At 56.9% G+C, this 21,078-nt stretch carries 14 protein-coding genes; 7 read left to right on the top strand and 7 right to left on the bottom strand.

All coding sequences use genetic code 11. The features are described 5' to 3' along the window. Nucleotides 1–142 precede the first annotated feature (142 nt). The 6 genes from JT718_RS02225 (at nt 143) to fbp (ending at nt 6,296) form a co-directional block, all read left to right on the top strand. Nucleotides 143–730, top strand: a complete 588-nt coding sequence (locus tag JT718_RS02225) for an RNA polymerase sigma factor (protein ID WP_205500032.1) — start codon at nt 143–145, stop codon at nt 728–730. Further along, nucleotides 717–1,349, top strand: coding sequence for a carboxypeptidase regulatory-like domain-containing protein (locus JT718_RS02220; RefSeq protein ID WP_205500031.1), 633 nt, complete (start codon nt 717–719; stop codon nt 1,347–1,349). Before JT718_RS02225 ends, JT718_RS02220 begins: the two co-directional genes overlap by 14 nt. 5 nt (nt 1,350–1,354) lie before the next feature. After that, entirely contained in the window at nt 1,355–1,855 is a 501-nt protein-coding gene (locus tag JT718_RS02215; protein WP_205500030.1) for an HD domain-containing protein, read from the top strand. Between the two features lie 282 nt (nt 1,856–2,137). Beyond that, the gene (locus JT718_RS02210; RefSeq protein ID WP_205500029.1) at nt 2,138–3,127 is read left to right on the top strand and encodes a Gfo/Idh/MocA family protein; all 990 of its coding nucleotides are present in this window, start codon (nt 2,138–2,140) and stop codon (nt 3,125–3,127) included. 350 nt (nt 3,128–3,477) lie between these two features. Further along, the gene (locus JT718_RS02205) at nt 3,478–5,124 is read left to right on the top strand and encodes a UxaA family hydrolase (protein ID WP_205500028.1); all 1,647 of its coding nucleotides are present in this window, start codon (nt 3,478–3,480) and stop codon (nt 5,122–5,124) included. Nucleotides 5,125–5,306: 182 nt separating this feature from the next. Continuing rightward, entirely contained in the window at nt 5,307–6,296 is a 990-nt protein-coding gene (gene fbp, locus JT718_RS02200) for a class 1 fructose-bisphosphatase (protein WP_205500027.1), read from the top strand. A 591-nt stretch (nt 6,297–6,887) separates the two neighbouring features. Here the strand turns inward: fbp and JT718_RS02195 are convergent. The 4 genes from JT718_RS02195 to JT718_RS02180 all read right to left on the bottom strand — a co-directional run bounded on the left by JT718_RS02195 (nt 6,888) and on the right by JT718_RS02180 (nt 11,428). Continuing rightward, nucleotides 6,888–7,565, bottom strand: coding sequence for a LamG domain-containing protein (locus tag JT718_RS02195; RefSeq protein WP_205500026.1), 678 nt, complete (start codon nt 7,563–7,565; stop codon nt 6,888–6,890). A gap of 491 nt (nt 7,566–8,056) precedes the next feature. After that, a complete protein-coding gene (locus tag JT718_RS02190; RefSeq protein WP_205500025.1) occupies nt 8,057–8,818 on the bottom strand; it encodes a rhamnogalacturonan acetylesterase in 762 nt (253 codons plus the stop codon). Nucleotides 8,819–9,026: 208 nt separating this feature from the next. Then, nucleotides 9,027–9,425: a VOC family protein gene (locus JT718_RS02185; RefSeq protein ID WP_205500024.1), complete on the bottom strand. Its 399-nt coding sequence runs from the start codon at nt 9,423–9,425 to the stop codon at nt 9,027–9,029. Next, nucleotides 9,422–11,428 carry an alpha/beta hydrolase family protein gene (locus tag JT718_RS02180; protein ID WP_205500023.1) on the bottom strand — a complete coding sequence of 669 codons (2,007 nt, stop codon included), beginning with the start codon at nt 11,426–11,428 and terminating at the stop codon, nt 9,422–9,424. Before JT718_RS02180 ends, JT718_RS02185 begins: the two co-directional genes overlap by 4 nt. 480 nt (nt 11,429–11,908) lie before the next feature. Here JT718_RS02180 and JT718_RS02175 point away from each other — a divergent pair, with 480 nt between their 5' ends. After that, entirely contained in the window at nt 11,909–13,753 is a 1,845-nt protein-coding gene (locus tag JT718_RS02175) for a tetratricopeptide repeat-containing sensor histidine kinase (RefSeq protein ID WP_205500022.1), read from the top strand. 707 nt (nt 13,754–14,460) lie between these two features. Here JT718_RS02175 and JT718_RS02170 read toward each other — a convergent pair. From JT718_RS02170 to JT718_RS02160, 3 genes are all read right to left on the bottom strand, one after another. Beyond that, the gene (locus JT718_RS02170) at nt 14,461–16,152 is read right to left on the bottom strand and encodes a RagB/SusD family nutrient uptake outer membrane protein (protein WP_205500021.1); all 1,692 of its coding nucleotides are present in this window, start codon (nt 16,150–16,152) and stop codon (nt 14,461–14,463) included. Between the two features lie 17 nt (nt 16,153–16,169). Further along, on the bottom strand, nt 16,170–19,151 hold the full coding sequence (locus JT718_RS02165) for a SusC/RagA family TonB-linked outer membrane protein (protein WP_240336864.1): 2,982 nt from the start codon (nt 19,149–19,151) through the stop codon (nt 16,170–16,172). Nucleotides 19,152–20,227: 1,076 nt separating this feature from the next. Beyond that, nucleotides 20,228–21,019, bottom strand: a complete 792-nt coding sequence (locus tag JT718_RS02160) for a rhamnogalacturonan acetylesterase (protein WP_205500020.1) — start codon at nt 21,017–21,019, stop codon at nt 20,228–20,230. Nucleotides 21,020–21,078: the final 59 nt, after the last annotated feature.

Raw genomic sequence — 21,078 nt, 5'->3', positions numbered from 1 at the left:
TTTTCTTAAAAATACACCAAAAACCGGTGTGCAATCTGGGCGGCGCCTGCATCATGGGGGTACAGGGGCAGAAAGTGCTGCCGCTGTTTTGAGGGTGAGTATTTATCTGTTTCTTTATTGACGTTTAACGCCACGCCGCCGCATGTTTCTCAAGCTCTTCTCCCGCCCCACGCCGCCGCCGGACCTGGACCTGATCCAGCAGTACCGGGCGACCGGCGACGTGGCCCTGGTGGGGGAATTGTTTGAGCGCTACACCGAGATGGTGTACCTGGTGTGCCTCAAATACCTGAAGGACGAGGACGAGAGCAAAGACGCCACCATGCACATCTTTGAGCTGCTCATCACCGCCCTGCACAAACACGAGATCACCAACTTCAAAAGCTGGCTCCACGTGCTGGCCAAGAACTACTGCCTCATGCACCTGCGGGCCCAAAAGCAGCACACCACCGCCCCCTTAGACGAGCAGCTCCTGCCCCGCGTGGAGAAAACCGCGTTTCTGCCCTCTTTTGAGGAAACCGGCCCCGAACCAGAGCTGGAGCTCCTGCACCAGGGCCTCCGCCTCCTGAACCCCGAACAACGCGCCTGCCTGGAGCTTTTTTACCTACAGAAGAAAAGCTACAAAGAAGTGGCCGACCTGACCGGATACGACCTTGGACAGGTGAAAAGCTACATCCAGAACGGCAAACGCAACCTTAAAATCTACATGAACAAAAACTATGAGCAGGATTAACCTTCCCGAAGACTGGGGCCCAGACGAGCATCCTTCGCTGGAGTTGCTGCGGCGGTACCAGGCCGGGGACCTACCCGCTCCCCTTGCCCAAGCCGTGGAACGGCACCTCCTGTCCTGCGAACTTTGCTCAGACCTGGTAGAAGGCCTGGCCCTTTCGCCGCCCGCCCGGGTGCGAACCGCCGTGCGCGAGACCCGCGGGCGTTTAAAAAACCTGTTGGCCCAGAAAAAACGCAAGCGCAAGGCCTTCCAGTGGCCGGTCTGGCAAACGGCCGCCGTGCTGCTGGTGCTGCTCTTCGCGCTGGGCGAGGTGGTGTACCACCATTACTTTGACCCTACCCAACGCCGGCAAGCCGGAAAACCCGCCGCTACCGCAGAAGCTACCTGGCTCCTGAGGGGCAAAGTCCTGGATGCCGCTGGGCTTCCCCTTGCCGGGGCCAGCGTCAGGCACAGCGGTACCTCTACCGGGGTTGTCACAGACGCCAACGGAGCCTTTCGCCTGCCCCTCCAGACCACTGCAGTTGTGGTAGTAGTTTCCCACCCCGGCTACGAGACACAGGAAATACCGGCACGCCAGGAGGACCCGGCTCTGGAAGTCACCCTTCGGCCAATAGTCAGATAAATTCCATGGAACCATCCCTCTGGCAAACCTGGCAGCAAACCGCTTCGCGCTATTCAAGTCACCAGTATCTGATCAACCGGTTATGGCAGGAGTTATTGAACGCCTACTCCTCCCCCAGCCGGCATTACCATACTTTTCACCACATAGCCGCCCTGCTGCGCCTAACCCAAGCCCATGAAAACCACCTAACCGCGCCCACCCTGGTCAGGCTGGCCGTTTTCTACCATGACGCCGTGTACAGTGCCGCCCGCTCAGACAATGAAGAGAAGAGTGCGCAATTGGCGCAAGAGCGGTTATCTCACCTGGGAGTACCTTATCCAGAAACAACCCTGGTCACAGAGATGATCATGGCCACCAAAACCCACCAGGCCGGTTCCCATCCAGACCTCAACTTCCTTCTGGATGCTGACCTGTCCATTATGGGGCTCCCTGGGAAGACTACCTCCTCTACAGCCAACAGATCAGGAAAGAGTACAGCCTTTACCCAGATTTTCTGTACAACCTAGGCCGAAGGAAAGTACTCCGCCACTTCCTGCTGCAAGACTCCATTTTCAAAACCCCTTACTTCCAGACGCAATTAGAGGAACAAGCCCGCCAGAACCTTGCAAAAGAATTGCAGCTACTTAGCGCCCCTTAGGCGTAAGCTTGCGCGCGTTAACGGCTTGTTTTCCGTAAAACAGGCCTGAAACGGCATGAATACTACAAGAAAAAAGCAGGCAGGCCTCAGATATTGCCCCAAACCCGCTTACTTTAAGCAGCGGGGTACAAGACCAGCCCGCAACTGAGCAATGGCAGAAGAAAAGACCAAGACCATCCGGTGGGGCATCATTGGCTGCGGCGACGTGACCGAGGTAAAGAGCGGCCCGGCCTTCCAGAAAGTGCCCAATTCCCAATTGGTGGCCGTGATGCGGCGCAACGCCGAAAAGGCCCGGGACTACGCCCAACGGCACGGCGTGCCCAAGTGGTACAATGACGCCCAGGCGCTCATCCAGGACCCCGAGGTAGACGCCGTGTACATTGCCACCCCGCCCGATTCCCACGCCGCGTACACCCTGCAGGTGGCGGCCGCCGGCAAACCCGTGTACGTGGAGAAGCCCATGGCCCTGAACTACGCGCAGTGCCAGGAGATGGTGCAGGCCTGCCGGGCGGCCCGGGTGCCCTTGTTTGTGGCCTACTACCGGCGGTGCCTGCCCTCGTTCCTGAAAGTAAAGGAGCTGGTAGACAGCGGCGCCATTGGCCAGGTGCGGCTGGTGAACGTGCGGCTGTTCCATCCGGCGCAGCTAAACCTCAACCCCCAGGACCTGCCCTGGCGCGTACGGCCCGAGGTGGCCGGGGGCGGCCTCTTTTTTGACCTGGCCTCGCACCAACTGGACTTCCTTGATTTTCTGTTGGGGCCAATTACCGCGGCCTCGGGACAGGTAGCCAACCAGGCGGGCCTCTACCCCGCCGAGGATCTGGTGACCGGGCAGTTCCGGTTCAGGAACGGCGCGCTGGGCACCGGCAGCTGGTGCTTTACCGTTGCCCCGGCCCAGTTCAAAGACGAGACCGAGCTCATCGGCAGCCAGGGCCGTATTACCTTTCCGTCCTTCGCCCAGGAGCCCATTCGGCTGGAGACCGCCAAAGGCACCCAGGAGTTCTTCCTGCCGCCGCCCGCCCACGTGCAGCAGCCGTTCATCCAGACCATCGTGGAGGAACTCACCGGCCAGGGCACCTGCCCCAGCCCAGGCGAATCAGGGGCCCGCACCGCCTGGGTCATGGACCAGATTGTGGGCAGGTAGAGTCCCCCGCCGGCAAGCCAACCCCAGCCCACCAGGAGCCCAGCCGTTTCGGGGCCGTTTTTTGGAAGACGGCCCCGAAACGGCTGGAATTTTTTCGGGGCCCGGAAGGTTTAGCAGGAAACCGCAAGATGCAGCCTGAAGCTAAATGGAGGCGGAGACTGCTTTTCTGTTGGGTAGAGAGCCGCTGGGTTGGGGCACTTTTGATTTCCCAAAATGGAAACCCCACCGGCCAAAGGTCCAGCTCCATTAAAATTCTTTAATTTTTCGCAAGAAATGATTCAGATTTTTTCAATATCTCGTAAATATTGATATCTTGCGCAATCGATTGCACATTCTATCTGTTAAAAGATATGTTACACAGAATATTAAAGATCCATCCGAATGACAATGTGCTGGTAGCACTCACGGATTTGAAGAAAGGCGAGACGGTTACCTATGACGGCGCCTCCATTGTGTTGGTAGACGACGTTCAGGCAAAGCACAAGTTTGCCCAGAAGCCCCTTGCCGCCGGCGACGAGATCCTCATGTACGGGTCTTTGGTGGGCAAAGCGGTTAGTGACATCCCCGTGGGGGGCGTGCTCACCACCAGCAATGTGAAACACCAGGTGCACGGCTTCACCGGCAAGACTAAGACCATTGGCTGGCAGGCTCCAGACGTGTCTAAGTGGGCGAACCGCACCTTCATGGGCTACCACCGCGCCGACGGCCAGGTGGGGACCGCCAACTTCTGGCTGGTGATTCCCATGGTGTTCTGCGAGAACCGCAACGTGGACATTATCAAGCAGGCCTTCCTGGACGAGCTGGGCTTCGGGCAGCGCGATGTGTACAAGTCGTATGTGCAGCAGATGGTGGAAATGTACCAGACCGGCAACACCGAGGCCATTGAGACCCTCACCCTGCAGAAAACCAAAGCCCCTGCCCAGCGCCGCGTGTTTGAAAACGTGGACGGCATCAAGTTCCTGACCCACCAGGGCGGCTGCGGCGGCACCCGGCAAGACTCAGACATGCTCTGCGCCCTGCTGGCCGACTACATCCACCACCCTAACGTGGCTGGGGCCACCGTGTTGAGCCTGGGTTGCCAGAACGCGCAGGTGAGCATCCTGGAAAATAAGATCAAAGCCCTCAACCCTAATTTCTCCAAGCCCCTCATTGTATTGGAGCAGCAGAAAGAAGGCACCGAGGAAGAAATGATGTCCAAGGCCATCCGCCAGACCTTCCTGGGGCTGATTGAGGCCGACAAACTGAAGCGCCAGCCGGCCCCGTTGAGCAAACTCTCCATCGGGCTGGAGTGCGGCGGGTCAGACGGATTCTCGGGCATCTCGGCCAACCCGGCCATTGGGCATACCTCAGACATTCTGGTGGCCCTGGGCGGCAAAACCATCCTGTCTGAGTTCCCAGAACTGTGCGGCGTGGAGCAGGAGCTCATCAACCGCTGCGAGACCGAGGAATCGGCTGACCGTTTCGCGTCCCTGATGCGTGCGTATGCGGCTTCGGCCGAGGCGGTAGGCTCTGGGTTTGACATGAACCCCAGCCCGGGCAACATCCGCGACGGTCTGATCACCGACGCCATTAAATCGGCCGGGGCCGCTAAGAAAGGCGGTACCTCCCCTATTGTGGACGTGCTGGACTACCCGGAATACGCCACCAAGCCGGGCCTGAACCTGCTCTGCACTCCGGGCAACGACGTGGAGTGTACCACTGCGCTAGTAGGTGCCGGCACCAACATTGTGCTGTTCACCACCGGTTTGGGCACGCCCACTGGTAACCCCATCGCCCCGGTGATCAAGATCTCGTCCAACACCAAGTTGGCTGAGCGCATGCCCGATATCATTGACATTGATACCGGCCCCGTGATCTCTGGCGAGAAAACCATTGAGGAAATGGGCGAGGACGTGCTGGACTTCATCATTGAGGTAGCCAGCGGCCGCATTGAAGTAAAAGAGAAAATCCTGCAGCAAGACGACTTCATTCCGTGGAAACGCGGCGTGTCATTGTAAGCTGCCGGAGGCATAAGACTGGCAAAAGGCCAGTAGTTCACCCGTAAAAGTGAGCCCCGTACCTCATTTCATTTCCGCTTTGCGAGGGCATCTGAGATGGAGGCACGGGGCTTTTTATTTTCAATACTGAATTTTATCCAAACCTAATTTATTCACGATCAAACCTTTACCTATCTCATCCCATGAATGATGCATTAGCCCTTCCCGTTGGAACCACCCTGGACCGGTTTATCATGCGAAAGCAGGAAGACTTCCCTTTTGCCACCGGTGAGTTGTCACAGTTGTTGAGAGACATTGCCCTGGCGGCCAAGATTGTGAGCCGCGAGATCAGCCGCGCCGACCAGGACACCATGGGCAAGTTTGGGCAGCAGAACGTGCAGGGCGAGGACCAGCAGAAGCTGGACGTGATTGCCAACATCCGCTTCATCAGGGCCCTGCGCAACGGCGGCGAAGTGTGCACCATTGTGTCTGAGGAAGAGGAAGAACCGATTCATACGGGCAACTGCCACGCCAAGTACATTGTGGCCATGGACCCCCTGGACGGTTCCTCCAACATTGACGTGAACATTCCCACCGGCACCATCTTCGGGATTTACCGCCGCCTCTCCGATGGCGGGCAGGACGGTACCCTGGAAGACTGCCTGCAGAAAGGCACCCAGCAGGTGGCCGCGGGCTACATTCTGTACGGCGCCTCCACCCTGCTGGTCTACACCACCGGCTGCGGCGTGAACGGCTTCACCTATGAGCCTTCGCTGGGCGAGTTCTTCCTCTCGCACCCCGACATGAAAATCCCCGAGAAAGGCAAGCAGTACTCCTGCAACGAGGCCAACGTGAGCGATTTCCCCCTGGGCATCCAGAACTACCTGGCCTTCTGCAAGGAACAGAAATACTCCTCCCGCTACATCGGCTCCCTGGTGGCCGATTTCCATCGGAACCTGCTGAAGGGCGGCATCTACTTCTATCCGGGATCCTCCAAAAACAAAACCGGCAAGCTGCGCCTGCTCTACGAGTGCAACCCTCTGGCCTTCATCGCCGAACAGGCCGGCGGCCAGGCCACCGACGGCATTGAACGCATCCTGGACAAATCCCCTGCCGAGCTCCACGAGCGCTGCCCCTTGGTCATTGGCTCCTCTGAGATGATTGACAAAGTGCGGAAGTATATGACTTTGTAAGCCGAAACCGAAGTAAACCCAAGAAGGCGTTTTAGGGCAGTTCTATCGAAATCTGCCCTAAAACGCCTTCTTGGGTTTTGCGCCTGCCTTAACAAAAGTGTCGATTTGGAGCCATTTTGCAGCAAATAGCTCCCAAACGACTCCTTAGTTTTCACACTCTTGAAACCCTCGCTCGCCTCCGGCGAGTGTGAGCTATCGGGCGGCGTCTCGCCGCTGGGGAACTGCAATAAAATGTTCTGCAACGCGGCCAGAGGCCGCCTAATAGCTCACACTCGCCGGAGGCGAGCGAGGGAAGTTTGTTGGCACGGGGCTTTGAAGGAGTAGCTTTTGCCTCTAGGAAAGTCTTCACCTTGGGCTTATTTGGTAAGAAGCCGTTTACATTTCCCGCATTGCGGCGAGACGCCGCCAGATAGCACACACTCGCCGGAGGCGAGCGAGGGTGTGAAACCAAAAGCGTCGTTTGGGAGCCATTTTACAGAAAATAACTCCCAAACGACGCTTTTGATCAGGCTAGCACAAAGCTATAGAACTCCGCCCCTTAGCGTATACGCATCCGGGGAGCCGAACAAGGAAAAGTTTTGCAAGCCTTTCCTACAGAATATCAGAATACTTCTTGGGCTGCAGGGCGGTTTTCCAGACCCTTATGCTTTGGATCTGGCCGTTGAACCAGGAGCGTTTGTCCATGCGGGTGCCGATGGAGGTCTTGGCCGAGGCCGGGATGGGCAGGTACTCAATTTCGCCGGAAAGCTCCAGTTTGCCGTTTACGTAGCCTTTCAGTTGCTTGTCTTTGTAGGTGAGCGTCATGGTGGCCCACTCGCCTACCGGGTGCGTCTTGGTGGAGTCAATCAGGGTCAGCGCCTTGTTCTCGGTGCGCAGGAAGAAGTCGGCGTACCACTGGTTGCGGTTGTTCAGGCGCAGTTCAAACAGAAGGCGGCGCTGTCCGGTGCCCAGGTCCTCAATGTGCAGAAACCGTTGCTCCACGTTGGCAGGCCAGGCCGCATTGGGTTTGAAGACCACCTCAATGGAGAACTCCTCGGCGCCGGCAATGGGGTTGTGGTCTACCAGCAAACCATCGGCTTGTCCGTCAAAAGCCACCGCCTGCGCTCCTCCCTGGCCCTGCACCACCTTAGGATTCCCCAACACCTGGGTGGGGTGCCCCCCTACCGAAGTGAGCGATTCCAGGGGCCACTGCACCGGCTTTTGTACCGCGCAGGAAGCCAACCAACAGGTGGCCAGCAGAAAGAAAAGAGAAAAAGTAACAGGTTTCATAGCAGAGAAAAATAGAGCAAGCGTTTAAGGGCTGATTTCAGGAAAACGGGCCAAAAAGGGCCGCCGGTTGAATCAAGAAGGGCGCAGTAGCAATGGTATTTACGAGATCATGCTGCATTCAGCCTGCCTGGGAGGATGAAATCTACCCCGCTGGCGGGAGGTTCCATCACTGGTCCTTCGCGGACGCGAGCCTTCGCTGGCGCGAGCTTGTAGCTCGTGTCCGCACGCATTCCAGAACGCTCCTCCTCAGGTTGTCCTCCTGAAAGCGCCTGGTGAGCAACCGGTAGAAACGTTTCTCCCATGACTTTCTAGCTCGCCCGTAAGCTCTCTCCAAGACGACAACGAGGGTTTGGCCTCCATGGAGGGAAGCCAGAGCACGAGCTGTCTGGAAAACGGGAATCGATTCTATTCCGCAATGCGTGCGGACACGAGCCGGAGGCTCGCGCCAGCGGTAAACAGTAAAAAGCTTATGGCAAAGGGTTAACAGGGTGTTACTGCTTTACCTGTGGTTTTACCAGCCTTTCCAGCAGGTCTACTTTCTGGGCTCTTAGTTCGGCCAGCACGAGCTGGGCCATCTCGCGGGCACCCAGTTCGTTAAAGTGGGTGTCGTCTACCTTGCCTTGCGGGTAGTTGGGGTGTTCCTGGGGTTGGAGGTGCACAAACAGGAGCTTGGAGGCCTCGGGACCCAGCTTTTGCAGCAGGGCCTGGCTTTTGCGGTCCAGGTCCACCAGGGCTACTTTCTGCTGCTGGGCCACGGTACGGACAATGCCCGAGTACACCGCGTGGGTTTCCTCCATGTTGCCGGCGGCGTCAAACTTACGGCGGGCAGCGGGCGTGATGAGGATGGGCGTCACGTTTTTCTTCCGGGCCTCTGTAATAAACCGCTCCAGGTTGGCCCGGTAAGCGGCCTCGGGGGTGTAGCTCTTCTTGGTAGGTACCTCGTCGTTATGCCCGAACTGGATGAACAGGTAATCGCCGGCCTTCATGGACGAGGCCACGGGCTGCCACAGCCCTTCTTCAATGAACGTGCGGGTGCTGCGGCCGTTTTTGGCGTGGTTTTCCACGGTTACGCTGCTGTCAAAGAAATACTTGAACGGCATGCCCCAGCCCGTTTCGGGGTAGGCTTTGGTCTCTTTGATGGACATGGTGGAGTCCCCGATCAGGTACACCGTGATGGGCTGTTTCTTGTACGCCAGAAACGACATAAGCCCCAGGCAGCAAACGCCCAGAAAAAGTGATGCAAAACGCTTCATAGTCAAACAGATTAAAAAAACATGGCTACCGTACACCGGGAAAGCCTATTCAAATTACGCGAAGGAGTCGGGTGCTAAAACAAGGGGCCTTTCACGTAGCGGACGGCCCGAGGCGGTTTTTAGGGCGTTTTCACAAAAATAGCCCCAAAACCATGGCAGCCCCGCGCCTGGTTCATGGGCAGCTCCGGTTTCTTGCGTAAGCAGAGGCCTACCATTCTACCCGGGCCAGCATGGCCGAGCCGCGTTTGCAGAGCTGCAGGGCCAGGCCCCAGGGATCGCGGAGCATCACCAGGTGCGAGCCATCGGCCAGGTGCTGGTCAGAGACCAGGGTGGCCCCGGCGGCGCACAGGCGCTCCTGGTCGGCGGCCGGGTTCTCTGACACGAACGCCAGGTGCACCTGCAGCGGGTCCATGGTTCGGTACGGCGGCACTTCGCCGGGCGGGTTCAGGTAGATCTCCACCATGATGCGGCCGCTGTCATCGGCCAGGAAGGTGGTGTAGGGCGCCTCCTGCATTTGCCGGATGACCCGCATGCCCAGGTGCTGGGTGTACCAATCGGCCATGGCCAGGGGGGCTTCCACGTTAAGGGCGAAATGTTCTAATTTCATAGTTGGGTTTGTTTAATGCGGCCCGCGCTCTGCTTGACCAGGTCGGGCAGGTCATAGTACTGCAGGATTCCCTGCACCACGTTGGAGTACATGTCTTTCTGCAGCGGGTTGCGCAGGTACGCCTCATAGGTGGTGATGGCGTTGCCGATGGTGGCCTGCGTGATGCGCTCATCCAGGAAGGCCGCATGCGTGACCACCGGGCCGTACACGCCCTCCGCCTCCAGGTGCACCGGCAGGTTTTCCCAGCCTTGCTGCGCCTTCAGGTAATCCAGCAGCGTGACCACATCCTGCACCCGTTGGCCCAGCAAGGGCCGTTTCAGGTGCAGGCTCAGCACCGCGTTGCGGTATTCACTGCTCCAGTATTTGGCGTCGTTGAGCTTGGGGTCGTCTTTGGTTTCCCCTACCCCGCGCAGATCGGCAAAGACCAGAATGGTGCCGGCCGCCATTTCCTTTTGGATCAGGCTGTCGTTCTTGGCCAGGCTTTCCTTGCCTTTTTCCTTATCGGTAAGATGCACCCTAATCCTGGAGGGTTTGCCCTTGCCGGTGGGAGTGTAGACCATGGCCGGCACCGGCAGTTCGCCGGTTCGCATCAGGACCCGTTTTTCCAGCCGGTACCCTTTGCCCAGGCTGGCGTCCGTTACCTCGGTGAAAACGGGAGTAGAGTTCAGCTGCAGCCCGATGACCTCGCGCACCTTGGTTTTCAGGGCCGTTTTGTCTTGCTGGGCTAAAAACGCCTGGCGTTCACGGGCCAAGTCCTGAAACCGGCGCTGGTTTAGGGCCTGCACGGTGGCTTCCTGCGCAAAGGCGGTGTTTACCTGCCCCGAGGGAGTGGCCAGGAGGTCTTTCTCGGGCAGGCTGCCGATGTTGCCTTCTTTGATGGGGGTATCGTCCTGATAGAACCATTTCCGGAACCAGGTGACCGCCACCTCGCGCTTGGGTTGGGAGATGCCGTGCCCATCTGGCCAGACAAACAGCTCTACTTTAGTGGGTTGCTGCAGGGTGCGGTACACCTGCTGCAGTTCTTTGAAGCCCTGCAGGGTGCCCCGGTGGTCTACGAAATCATTCTCGCCAGCCAGCACCAGGACTGGCTTGGGAGCCGCCGCGATGATGAAATCGGCCATTTCCAGGTTGCCTTCGCCGGGCATGTACTGGCAGCCGTCCTGCGAGCCGGCCACCTCTATGTAGCGCTCCCGCTGGGTGAAATAGCTGCAGGGCGCGGCGGCCTTGATGCGGTCGTCAAACGCGGTGAGATAAATGGTCTGGGTGCCGCCCCCCGAGTTTCCGATGGCCCCGAAACGGGTTTTGTCCACCTCGGGGCGGGTTTCCAGGTAATCCAGCCCCCGCACGTTGTCCCACAGCATGTAGGCGGCTACGCTGGTGCCCACCAGGTTGGCGCCGGCGTTGAGCAGGGTGTGCTCGGTGGTGGCTCCGCGGGTGAGGGTCTTGCCGGCGGCATCGGTCAGCTGCACGCGCTCGCCCTGCGAGAAAGGGTCTACCGACAGCACCACAAAGCCGTGCGTGGCGAACAGCCGGGCGGTTTTCTGGTAAGACTCCGTGGCCTTGGCCGTCATTTCGTGCCCGTTTAGGAGCAGCACCGCCGGAAACGGACCCTTGCCCTCCGGGATATACAGGTTGGCGGTTACATGGTGGTTGGGGCGGCTCTCATAGGTGAGGTTCTCCACCCTAAAGCCGTTTTGTTTGATGGTGCGGGTAATCCTGGCGTTTAGGGGCTGTTTCTGCGGAAACGTGCCCAAAACGCGCAGATATTCCTCTTTGACTTTGGCCTGGTAAGCCTGCATTTGCGCCGGAGAAGCCAAGGCCTGCTCCAACGCGGCGCGGCGTTGGTCATAGGCTTCGTGCAGGTGCCGCACCAGGTAGGCGTTGTACACCGTCTGCCCTTTGAAGGGCAAAACCTGCGCCTGCGTATGGGGGCCGTTTGCCAGCGCGAGCAGCAGAAAGGCGGCGGGGAAACAGGCAGGAAGTGACTTCACAAACTTCTTCATTCTGGCCAGACGTTAGGATAAAAGTGCAATCAGCCGAGGCCGAGGGTAAGCGCAATCGATTGCGCATGGGAGAAAATAAAAAAGGCGCGCTGGCCCGTTTCTTTTCCCGTTCCCTGCCCTGGGGCTGGTCTCTGGTTCAATATCTTCACAAATCCTCAAAATAGCAAATCCCAGCCTCGCCTTGGTTGCAAAAGTGGCAACCCAATCTGGCTGCCATATACAGCAGGCGGCGGCAGTGGGGCCCTGAATCCTTCTTCCGGGAATTAGTTTTCGAGCGTTTCTGGGCAAATCGGTCCAAAAAAGACCATTCGTTTGGAAACTTTGGGCCACTGTTGTACATTATACTTAAATTATAAAAAATAATATTTTATTAATTTAATAACATAAAGGCTTAGCCGGCTTCCCTGGACTGGCGGTTCCCTCCTCCTGTTCCAAGATCCCGGCGCGTAGCCCATCTATCCTGAAACCTGAGACAGCATCATGAAAGTAGCGATATACCTGGTGCTTTTCGTATTCCTCCAATGGCCCGCCCTGGCAGCAGGAAAGCAGACCGACCGTTCACCGGAGCTCCTTCCTGCACGTGCCGATTCTGCGCGGGTGCAGGAATCTCTGAAGCGCCCTGAGGCCTACTCCGCCGCGCATCCTCGCAAAGCCTTGCACTCTGCCGCCCAGGCCCTGCAGCAAGCCCTGGCCCGTAAACGCCTGAGAAAAGAGGCGCTATCGCTCCGGAAGCTGGGGCTGGCGCACGTAGCGGCGGGGAGTTATCCCAAAGCCTCCAGATGCTTTGAACAGGCCGTTACCCGGTTCACTTCCCTGGGCGATCTGGCGGAGGCGTGCCGGCTGCTGAACACCCTTGGTTCGCTTTACGGTGCCCAAGGACATGAAGACCAAGCCCTGCCCTATTACCAGCGGGCCCTGGCATTGGCCTGCACGGCCGGCAACCCCACTGACCTGGCGCAAACGCTCAACCACCTGGGAATCCTTGCCCTCAAGAAAAAGCAGGCTGCCCAGGCCTTGGAAAAGTTTACGCAGGCGCAGCACTTCGCCAAAGAAGCAGAGGCCGCCCATGAACTGAGGGAAGCCTACGCCGGCATGGCGCAGGCTTATGGCCAGCTTTCAGACTTCAAACGGGCCTTCCAGTACCACAGCCTGCTGCTGGCTTTGCAGCAAGCAGAGGCCCCGCCGGGTACCAAGCCAAGCCTAGCCCACCTTCCAGCCTTGAAGGAAACCGCGCAAAAACAGGTTCACCTCCAGGCCTTACCACTTGGCCAGGCCTGGGGTTCTGCCGGTCTGGGGCTGGCGTCTGCCGTGCCCGGCGCGTGGGGATGGGGAGCGACTTTTCTGGTGGGGACTGCGGCTCTGCTATTGCTGGCGGTGCGGACCCGCGAAAGGGCCCTGCAGTTGCTGCGGTCTAAAAACTCCCTCATCAAGGCCCAGCGGCAGGAACTCACCACCCAGCGCACCCGGCTGGAAAAAGCCCGCAGGAAGCTGGAGAAGGCCCGGCGAAAACTGGCCCGTTCCAAGAAAATGGCCTCCTTTGGGCAGCTCACCGCAGGGGTAGCCCATGAGATCAACAACCCCATCAACTACGTGTCGGCGGGCATAGATTCGCTGCGGGTGAATTTTTCGGGCATCCGGGAGGTGGTAACCCAGTACCTGGCCCTGAAACCCGGCACCGACACCACCCCGCAACTGGAGCGGTTGGAAAAACTGAAGCAGGAACTGGAATTGGAGACCCTGCTGGAGGAGTCAAGCCAGCTCCTGAACAGCGTCAGGAACGGGGCCTCGCTCACCAAGGAGATTGTGAAAAGCCTGAAGACGTTTACCCACGGGGAGGAGGCGGCTCCGCAGCCCGTGAACCTGCACGACAGCCTGGATGCCGCCTTGGTGATCCTGAGCAGTCAACTCCGAGATAGAATCAGAGTGCAGCGTTTTTACGGCGATTTGCCCGAAATAGCCTGTTTTCCGGGCCAATTGCAGCAGGTCTTCCTGAACCTGCTGTGCAACGCAGCCCAGGCCATTAAGGGGGAAGGAACCATCACCATCACTACTGGACGGGAAGAGGACCATGCCACCATCACCATTGCCGACACCGGGGAGGGCATGCCCGAGGAGGTGATGCAACAAATCTTTGAGCCGTTCTTTACCACCAAGAAAATGGGAGAAGGTACCGGCCTGGGCTTGGCCATCACGCGCCGGATCATTGAGCATCACCGGGGAAAGATCAGCGTGGCGTCGCAGTGGGGCACCGGCACCTGTTTCACCATCTGGTTACCGCTCACCTTTCCGGCATCAGGAGCAACAACTCCTACTGTTGCGCCCTAACTGGTTCCATTGCCTTGGCTGCTTAGGCTGCCTTGACACCTGTGATACCGTTCTTCAGGTGCTCTCCTGCCCAGGTGGTTTTCTCCAAAATCCCCCTAGGAAAGGCACTCAGCCCCTCTTTCTTTCAGATTAAACCCCTGCGATGGCAACTTGTTCCTCTCCACTCAATAAACTACTTCCTATTAACTCACTACTTACCCAGATAATCTAAAAGGATCGTCTTATCAGAACCATCGGCCTTCCCTGTTAGCCAAAAACGCAATTTGGAACTGTCTTGGGAAAGAACCATAGGAAATCCAAAGTGGAAGCACCTTTTCAAGAAAGCAAAAGAAAAATACCTCTTCCCTTGCTGCGTGTTTTCACCAGCAAGCGGAAAAGCGCCTGCGACTGGTGGATGCCTCCCCTCCAACTGTCGTGACTGGACCTTCAAAGCTTTACTTTGGAAAACAACTCTAAAGCCACATGCAGGTGTTTCAGGCCTGTTTTCCGCAAAACAGGCCTGAAACGGGAGCGCAAATTGTTAGCAACAAAGGCTCGCGAATCTATAAACTTTACATATTATTTAAGATAAGAATAATAAGCAAAACATTGGCTTCGGTCACAAACGGGTTTGCTTTGGGAAGTTGATTTGCTGCTTGATCTACCAAGCAACTTTGGGTCATAAAAAAAGGGAGAAGATTTCTCTTCTCCCCTTTTTACGGTTGAGGCTAGTTGTATTGATCGTTCTGCGGGAAGTCCTGAGGATTGGTGAGCACATCCAGCTGGGCTTGCGGAATGGGCCGCAACATATGGAATGGCCTGATGTTGGGAGCCGCATCTGGGTTGTGGGCTTGCACGCGCTCAATCAGTTTATTGGTGCGTTTCAGGTCAAACCAACGCAACTGCTCCCCGGCGAATTCACGGGCCCGCTCGTCCAGGATGAAATCAAGGGTGAGCTGGTCGGCGGTTATTTCCATTTCGGCTGCTTTGCCGGGCAGGGCGGCTCTCCGGCGCACCTCGTTGAGGAACGTTACCCCCTCGGAGGGGTTTCCCTGCATCAGTTCGGCTTCGGCCACAATCATGTACATTTCGGCGAGCCTGAGCACGAAGTGGTCTCGGCGGCCCTGCTGCTGCGAAATGGTCTGCCGGGCTGGGTCTAAGAACTTCTTCAGGGACATGTACCGGTCGCGTACCCGTGGTGCCCCGTTGGCGTCATAGGTTCGGCTGCGGTCAATGATGGTGTAAGGCTTGGCGTCCTTCAGTGCATTGGGCACCACGTATTTGGTGGCGTAGATGGCGGTGTCTCCTGCTTTGAACGTAACTTCTTTCTCTTGCCCATTGGTCATGGTTACTTTATAGGTACCAGGCCGGTTAGAATACCACACCGTCTCAAAGGTAGCGTTGAAACGGGCGTCCTTGGTTTCGTCAAACAGGTCTAGCAGGTACGCCGTGGGCATAAAGCGGGAAAAGGGCCTGCCGTATTTAATATCGCGTTGCATGCCCGGCAGCTGGTCATAGGTCATCAGGAACATCAAATGTGAGTTGTTCCCACCATCGCGGATCAGAATATCATCATCAGATGAACTGGTTAATCCGTCAAACTCGCGGTTCAGGATCAGATCGGCCGTGAAGTTCACCACAAAGATGGCCTCGGTGTTCTTGATGTTGGCAATGTCCCACAAGGCGCCGTAGGTAGGCATGAGCTTAAAGCCATAGTCATTGATCACCTTTTTGGCCAGGCGCGACGCCTCGGCGTAGTTTCCGCGGAACAGGTGCATGCGGGCGGCAAAGGCCTCGGCGGCCGGCTTGGTCACCCGGCCGTACTGGGAGGTGGTTACCGGCAAATTGGCCATGGCAAAGTCCAGGTCCTGGAAGATCTGGGTGTAAAAGGCTTCTACCGGGCTGCGGTAGGCGGTGGTCTGTACCCCAATGGTCTCAGTGGTAGAGAGGTGCACGCCACCCCAGGTTTCCACAATGTGCCACAGGTAGAATGCCCGCAGGAACCGCGCCTCTCCCTCCCTGATGGGCTTCAGGTTATCGGCCAGCGGGGAGGTGGGTATTCTGGCAATGGCGGCGTTGGAGGCATTCAGCGCCGCGTAAAAACGCGTCCAGTAGAAGTTGATGGCCGAATTGGCGCTGGTAAGGTCTGAGTTGTACAGAGCAATGGGCGGATTCTCCATGCCGCTGCCCCGGGTAAAGATATCGGTCCCCAGCTCAGAAAGGGCAATGCCGTTTTCCTTGCCATACCAGAACCGCATGGGCGTGTACAATGAATTGACCAAGCTCTCCATGCCCTCCACGGTATTATAATACCCATCTGCGGTGAGGCCAGAGAGGTTCTCTTCTTTCAGGAATGAATCACAAGAAGGGGCGGCCAGCAAACTTACCGGCAACAAGATTTTATAGATTAACTTTTTCATGGGATACCCTCCGGTTCTTAAAATTCTACATTGAGACCAAACACCAGCTGTCTTGTCATCGGGAAGCTCAGGGCGCCTCCTCTTTCAGGGTCATACGGTTTGATCTTGCTGTACAGGATGAAGTAGTTTTTGGCCGTCACGTAGGCTCTGAGGCGGGAAAGCTTCAAGCCTTCAATCAGGGGCTTAGGGAAGTTGTAGGCCAGGGTAAGATCCCTGATTTTGGCAAAAGAGCCGTCTACGTACTGCAGGGTTGAGTAGTAGCGGGTACTGGCCCGGCTGGTACCGGCGTTAGGTCTTGGATAGGCGTTGGTAGGGTTTTCAGGGGTCCAGTAGTCTACCAGGGGGCCGTTTTCCAGGCCGTCTACCTTGTAGGAGTTGGCGGCCTCGCTCTCAATGGTCTGGCCCACCCGGGCGTACACCATCACAGACAGGTCAAAGTTCTTGTAGCTGAAGCGGTTGGTCACGCCCAGGGTCCAGTCAGGCACTTCGTTGCCCACCACAATCCGGTCTTCCTGGTTGATAATGCCATTGCCGTCCTGGTCTTTCACCTTGATGTCACCCGGCTTCTGCTGGTTTTTAAGGGCAGCTTCTTCTTCGCCCAACTGCCAGATGCCAATTTTCTCGTAGTTGTAGAACACGTTGATGGGGTGCCCCACGTGCAGGCCGTCGCTGCCGAAGCTCAGGTCACGTTCAATTCCTTCGCCAATGAACCGCACTTCTTCCTTGTTGCGGGCAAACGTGAAATCAGACGTCCACTTGAACCCGTTTGGCTGATCAAAGTTCACGGTGCTCAACAGGACCTCTACCCCTCTGTTCCTTACTTTGCCCACGTTGTCAATCACGCGCTCGTAGCCCGAGGTGGTGGGCAACAGGCGTTGCTGCAGCAGGTCTTTGGTGTCTTGCTGGTACAGGTCAATGGTACCCGTTACCCGGTTGTTGAAGAACCCGAAGTCAATGCCCAGGTTGGTGGTGGCGGTGGTTTCCCAGCTTAGCTTAGGGTTAGAGATAGCCCCCGGGTAGTAGCCATAGGCCGGGGTTTCATCCCAGGCATAGGTAGACCTGCCCAAACCACCCAAGGTCATATAGGGAGAAATGGCGCTGTTCCCCGAGACGCCGTAGCTCACCCGCAGCTTTAAGTCTGTCACCGCGTTCACGTTTTGCAGGAAGTTTTCTTCTTTCAGGAGCCAGGCCAGGGAAGCCGATGGGAAGTAGTCCCATTTATACCCTTCGGCCAGGACAGAGGCCCCGTCGGTACGCATCACAAAGGTGAGAAGGTACTTGTTCATCAGCTTGTAATTCAAGCGCGTGAAAAAGGAGAGCATGCTTCTTTCCACCAGATTGCTTTGCAGTTGGTACGCCGACTGACTAGCCCCCAGGTTGTGGAAGAGAAACGTAGACGAAAGCAGGTTTCTGCCCTGGGCCGAGTAGGACTCATTGGTCTCCCCCCACACACTGGTCCCCAGCAACACGGATAGTTCATGGTTTGCCGAAAGGGTTTTAGCGTAGTTGGCGAAGTTCTCCCAGGTGTACCGGGAGAAGTTCCCCAAGGAGGCTTGTGCCAGGGAAAGGCCGTTAGGACCGGTATCAATGGTGTTGGTAGCGGCAAACAACCCGTTTCTGGTGTTGTGCTGGTCAATACCAAAACGGGACGTGAAGGTGAGTTCCTTGATGGGGTTGTAGTCTACCGACAGGTTCCCGAAGAAGCGGCGGTTGATTTCATTGTTGGCGTAAGCGCCGGGTTGCTCGTCTACCAGGGCGTTTAGGGTATTGCTGTCGCCCACCGGGAACACCAGAAAATTGCCCTCATCATCGTACGGGCGGCCCAGCGGGCTCATCTTGTTGGCCTGGTTCAGGGGGTCGCGTCTGATGTCGCGGTCTCTTTGGGCGTACAGTAAGCTGGTGCTCACCTTTACCTTGTCAGAGGCCTGGTAGCTCACGTTCATGCGCCCGCTGTAGCGTTCCAGTTGGTCCATCTTGAGCAGGCCTTTCTCCTTGAAATACTCGGTAGACAGGTAATAGCTCAGTTTATCGGTACCGCCGGAAAGCCCCAGTTGGTAGTTCTGCTGGCTGCCGGTGCCCAGGAGTTCCTTGGCCCAGTCGGTCCAGATGCCGTTCCTGAAGTTCTCATACTGCGCCGGCGGCAGGATCTTCTCATCGTCGGCCGGGCTGTTCCACTCCCCTACCGTGCGGCGGGCTTCCCGTCTCAGCTGCACCCACTCCGGACCGGTCATGATATCGGCGTACCCGTTTATGGACTGAATTCCGTAATATGAGTTGAAACTAAGTTTGGCCTTGCCGGCGGCTCCGCTTTTGGTAGTGATGAGGATAACCCCGTTGGCACCCAGGGAACCATAAATGGCGGTGGCGGTGGCATCTTTCAGCACTTCCATGGAGGCGATGTCATTGGGGTTCACGTCCAGCGGACCGTCGTAGCGAATGCCGTCCACGATTACCAGCGGAGGGTTCTGCGCCGCAATGGAGCGGGTACCCCTGATGCTCAGGCTCAGACCGGAACCGGCCTGCCCGCTGTTGGTGGTCAAGTCAAGGCCCGGCACTTTTCCCTGCATCACGCCCAGGGCATTGGTCACCGGAATGGCCGTTAAGTCCTCGCCCCGCACCGAGGCCACCGACCCGGTCAGGTCAGATTTTTTCACGGTACCGTAGCCAATCACCACCACCTCATCAAACGTCTTGGAGTCGGAGGCCAGCGTCACGTTCACGGTGGACTGGTTGCCCAGGGCCACTTCCTGGGTTTTGAACCCCACGTAGGAAAAGACCAGCGTGCCTGCCCCGGAGGGCACGTTCAGGGAGTAGGAGCCGTCTACGCCGGTGGCACTGGCGGTGGACGTGCCTTTCAGGAGCACGGTGACTCCTATCAATCCTTCGCCTTTTTCATCCACCACTTTTCCCTGAACGGTTCGGGTCTGAGCGGCTGCCTCCAGTACCGTGGCAAGTACCAGTGACAGCACAAGCAAATACCGTAGTCTGAGTAACATCATTCGCATAGGTGTTATAATTAAAGTGTATTGATAATTCCGTTGAAATGCCGGGCCTGGGGTGTCATGTACCCCGGCTCAGGTTGCTCCGTCCCCTCCTGCGGGGCCGTTGAGAACAGTTGGAACCAGGCGTAAGGCAACCCGCATGTGCAACCGATTGCGCATTGCCTCACCGGCATTCTTAGTCTAGAGAACAGAGGAGGCTCGTAATCCTTTCTGTTTCAATGGGTAGTAGTGCCGCCCGCTACTGGGGGAGGCAAAATAGGGATACTCTTTCCAGCTAAAAACTGCTTTGCAAATAGGACGGAAGCAGTTCATGAAAAGTGGCCAGTGGTTAAGGTCAGGCTTGAAGAATAGCAGGCAAAAGGAGCACAAGTCAGCCCTACCCTCAGGGAAACGGGCCCTCAGTAGCCGGATGATAGAGGAACAGCAGCCTTGTTCTGGTTGAACGCCTTACAGGCAGATTGAGTAACTAAGCCTACTATTATAATTTCTTTAAGAACTACTAGTAGTACTTACTAGTTTGTCCTAAGTAGAACGGGGCAGGCCTGTAAAGGCTGAAATACTCCTCCTGGAAAGGGAGAACGCGGGCAAGAAAGTGTAACAGGGTGTTCATGGCTAGATTTGTTTGCTGTTTATGATGTAGTGGTAAAATTCACTTCAGCCTTTTGGGGGCACTTACTGCTGGTGGAGCTCTTTACCCAATCAACACTCCCCCTCCTTTTTGCTGCCACGTCGCGTAGTCAGGCGGGCGCTACCGCCAACCCGGTGCCTTTTGTTCAGCTTGCCCCACTGCGCAGGCAGGTTTGGGCAAACGATTGCACACTCACGTAAAAAAAAGAGGCTTTTGCAAACCGCTCTTTATTTTGTTTTTCACTTATAAACTAAAGTTAATTGTTATTTTCACAATACACAAAAAGAAGGACCATATTTTTCTGCGATTTTCTTAAAATCCAGCCCTAACACCTCAGGAAGCGGTTTCAATCTTACCGGGCGGCAAAACAAAAAAGGTGTTTTGGGGCTTCTCTGGCAGAAACAGCTCCAAAACACCTCTCCTTGAGGAACAAACAGGCTCCCGTTTACTTTAGCGCCTGCATGCCCTGGAACACCAGGCGGGCCACTTCCTGCGCACCCTCCGGCTGAAAGTGGGTATTGTCTTTCTGGCCCTCTGGGTAGTTCTTGTACTTGCCGGCGGGCAGGTTCATGAAGTAGCGGGTGGTCACAAACTCCTGCCCTTTCTGGGAGAACGAATCAATGGAGAGCTGCTGCAAGTCAATCAGAGGCACGTTCAGTTCCCGGGCTACGTCTTTCACCGCCTGCGGGTACGCGCCGTGCACGTTGCCAAGGCGGCCGTCTTTCCAGGGATAGTTGCGGGTCACGGGCGTAAGCAGAATGGGGTACGCGCCTTTCTCGCGGGTCTGGTGCACAAACAGCCGCAGAAATTCCTTGTACCCCTGGATGGTCACGTAACGCTCCGGCTTCTCCACCGAGGCATCGTTGTGCCCGAACTGAATCATGACCACATCATTCTTCCGCAGGTCTTTGTACACGGCGGCCCAGCGGCCCTCCTCAAAAAAGGTGCGGGTACTGCGCCCGCCCCGGGCTTTGTCCAGCAGGATGACGCTGTCGGCTTTGATGAGGTGCCGCACCTTGGCCAGGCTGTCTTTCGCCAGGAACGGCCTGAACATCTGGCCCCAGCCCATGATGGGGTAGCGCTTGTTCAGGTATTCCTCGCCGTCGTAGTCTGAGTAATCGGCCACGGTAGAATCGCCGATGAGGTACACCCGCACCACCTTCTTCTTGAAAGGCGCAAACGACATGGCCGCCACGCAGCCCACCAGAAAAAGAACCAGGGATAATCTCTTGCGCATGTACTTCTGTTTTGGAGGTGTTTTCTGGAAAAGGCCTAAAAAAGGGCAAGCTGCGCCTG

Source organism: Rufibacter psychrotolerans (genome assembly GCF_016924645.1).
Lineage (GTDB): Bacteria > Bacteroidota > Bacteroidia > Cytophagales > Hymenobacteraceae > Nibribacter > Nibribacter psychrotolerans.
This window is presented reverse-complemented; position numbering and strand designations above follow the sequence as displayed.

Bases quoted from the DNA above. Each gene is read 5' to 3' on its own strand.
- JT718_RS02180 (WP_205500023.1), bottom strand. From the start codon at position 11,428: ATGAAGAAGTTTGTGAAGTCACTTCCTGCCTGTTTCCCCGCCGCCTTT.
- JT718_RS02165 (WP_240336864.1), bottom strand. From the start codon at position 19,151: ATGATGTTACTCAGACTACGGTATTTGCTTGTGCTGTCACTGGTACTT.
- fbp (WP_205500027.1), top strand. From the start codon at position 5,307: ATGAATGATGCATTAGCCCTTCCCGTTGGAACCACCCTGGACCGGTTT.
- JT718_RS02190 (WP_205500025.1), bottom strand. From the start codon at position 8,818: ATGAAGCGTTTTGCATCACTTTTTCTGGGCGTTTGCTGCCTGGGGCTT.
- JT718_RS02195 (WP_205500026.1), bottom strand. From the start codon at position 7,565: ATGAAACCTGTTACTTTTTCTCTTTTCTTTCTGCTGGCCACCTGTTGG.
- JT718_RS02185 (WP_205500024.1), bottom strand. From the start codon at position 9,425: ATGAAATTAGAACATTTCGCCCTTAACGTGGAAGCCCCCCTGGCCATG.
- JT718_RS02215 (WP_205500030.1), top strand. From the start codon at position 1,355: ATGGAACCATCCCTCTGGCAAACCTGGCAGCAAACCGCTTCGCGCTAT.
- JT718_RS02210 (WP_205500029.1), top strand. From the start codon at position 2,138: ATGGCAGAAGAAAAGACCAAGACCATCCGGTGGGGCATCATTGGCTGC.
- JT718_RS02225 (WP_205500032.1), top strand. From the start codon at position 143: ATGTTTCTCAAGCTCTTCTCCCGCCCCACGCCGCCGCCGGACCTGGAC.
- JT718_RS02170 (WP_205500021.1), bottom strand. From the start codon at position 16,152: ATGAAAAAGTTAATCTATAAAATCTTGTTGCCGGTAAGTTTGCTGGCC.
- JT718_RS02175 (WP_205500022.1), top strand. From the start codon at position 11,909: ATGAAAGTAGCGATATACCTGGTGCTTTTCGTATTCCTCCAATGGCCC.
- JT718_RS02205 (WP_205500028.1), top strand. From the start codon at position 3,478: ATGTTACACAGAATATTAAAGATCCATCCGAATGACAATGTGCTGGTA.
- JT718_RS02220 (WP_205500031.1), top strand. From the start codon at position 717: ATGAGCAGGATTAACCTTCCCGAAGACTGGGGCCCAGACGAGCATCCT.
- JT718_RS02160 (WP_205500020.1), bottom strand. From the start codon at position 21,019: ATGCGCAAGAGATTATCCCTGGTTCTTTTTCTGGTGGGCTGCGTGGCG.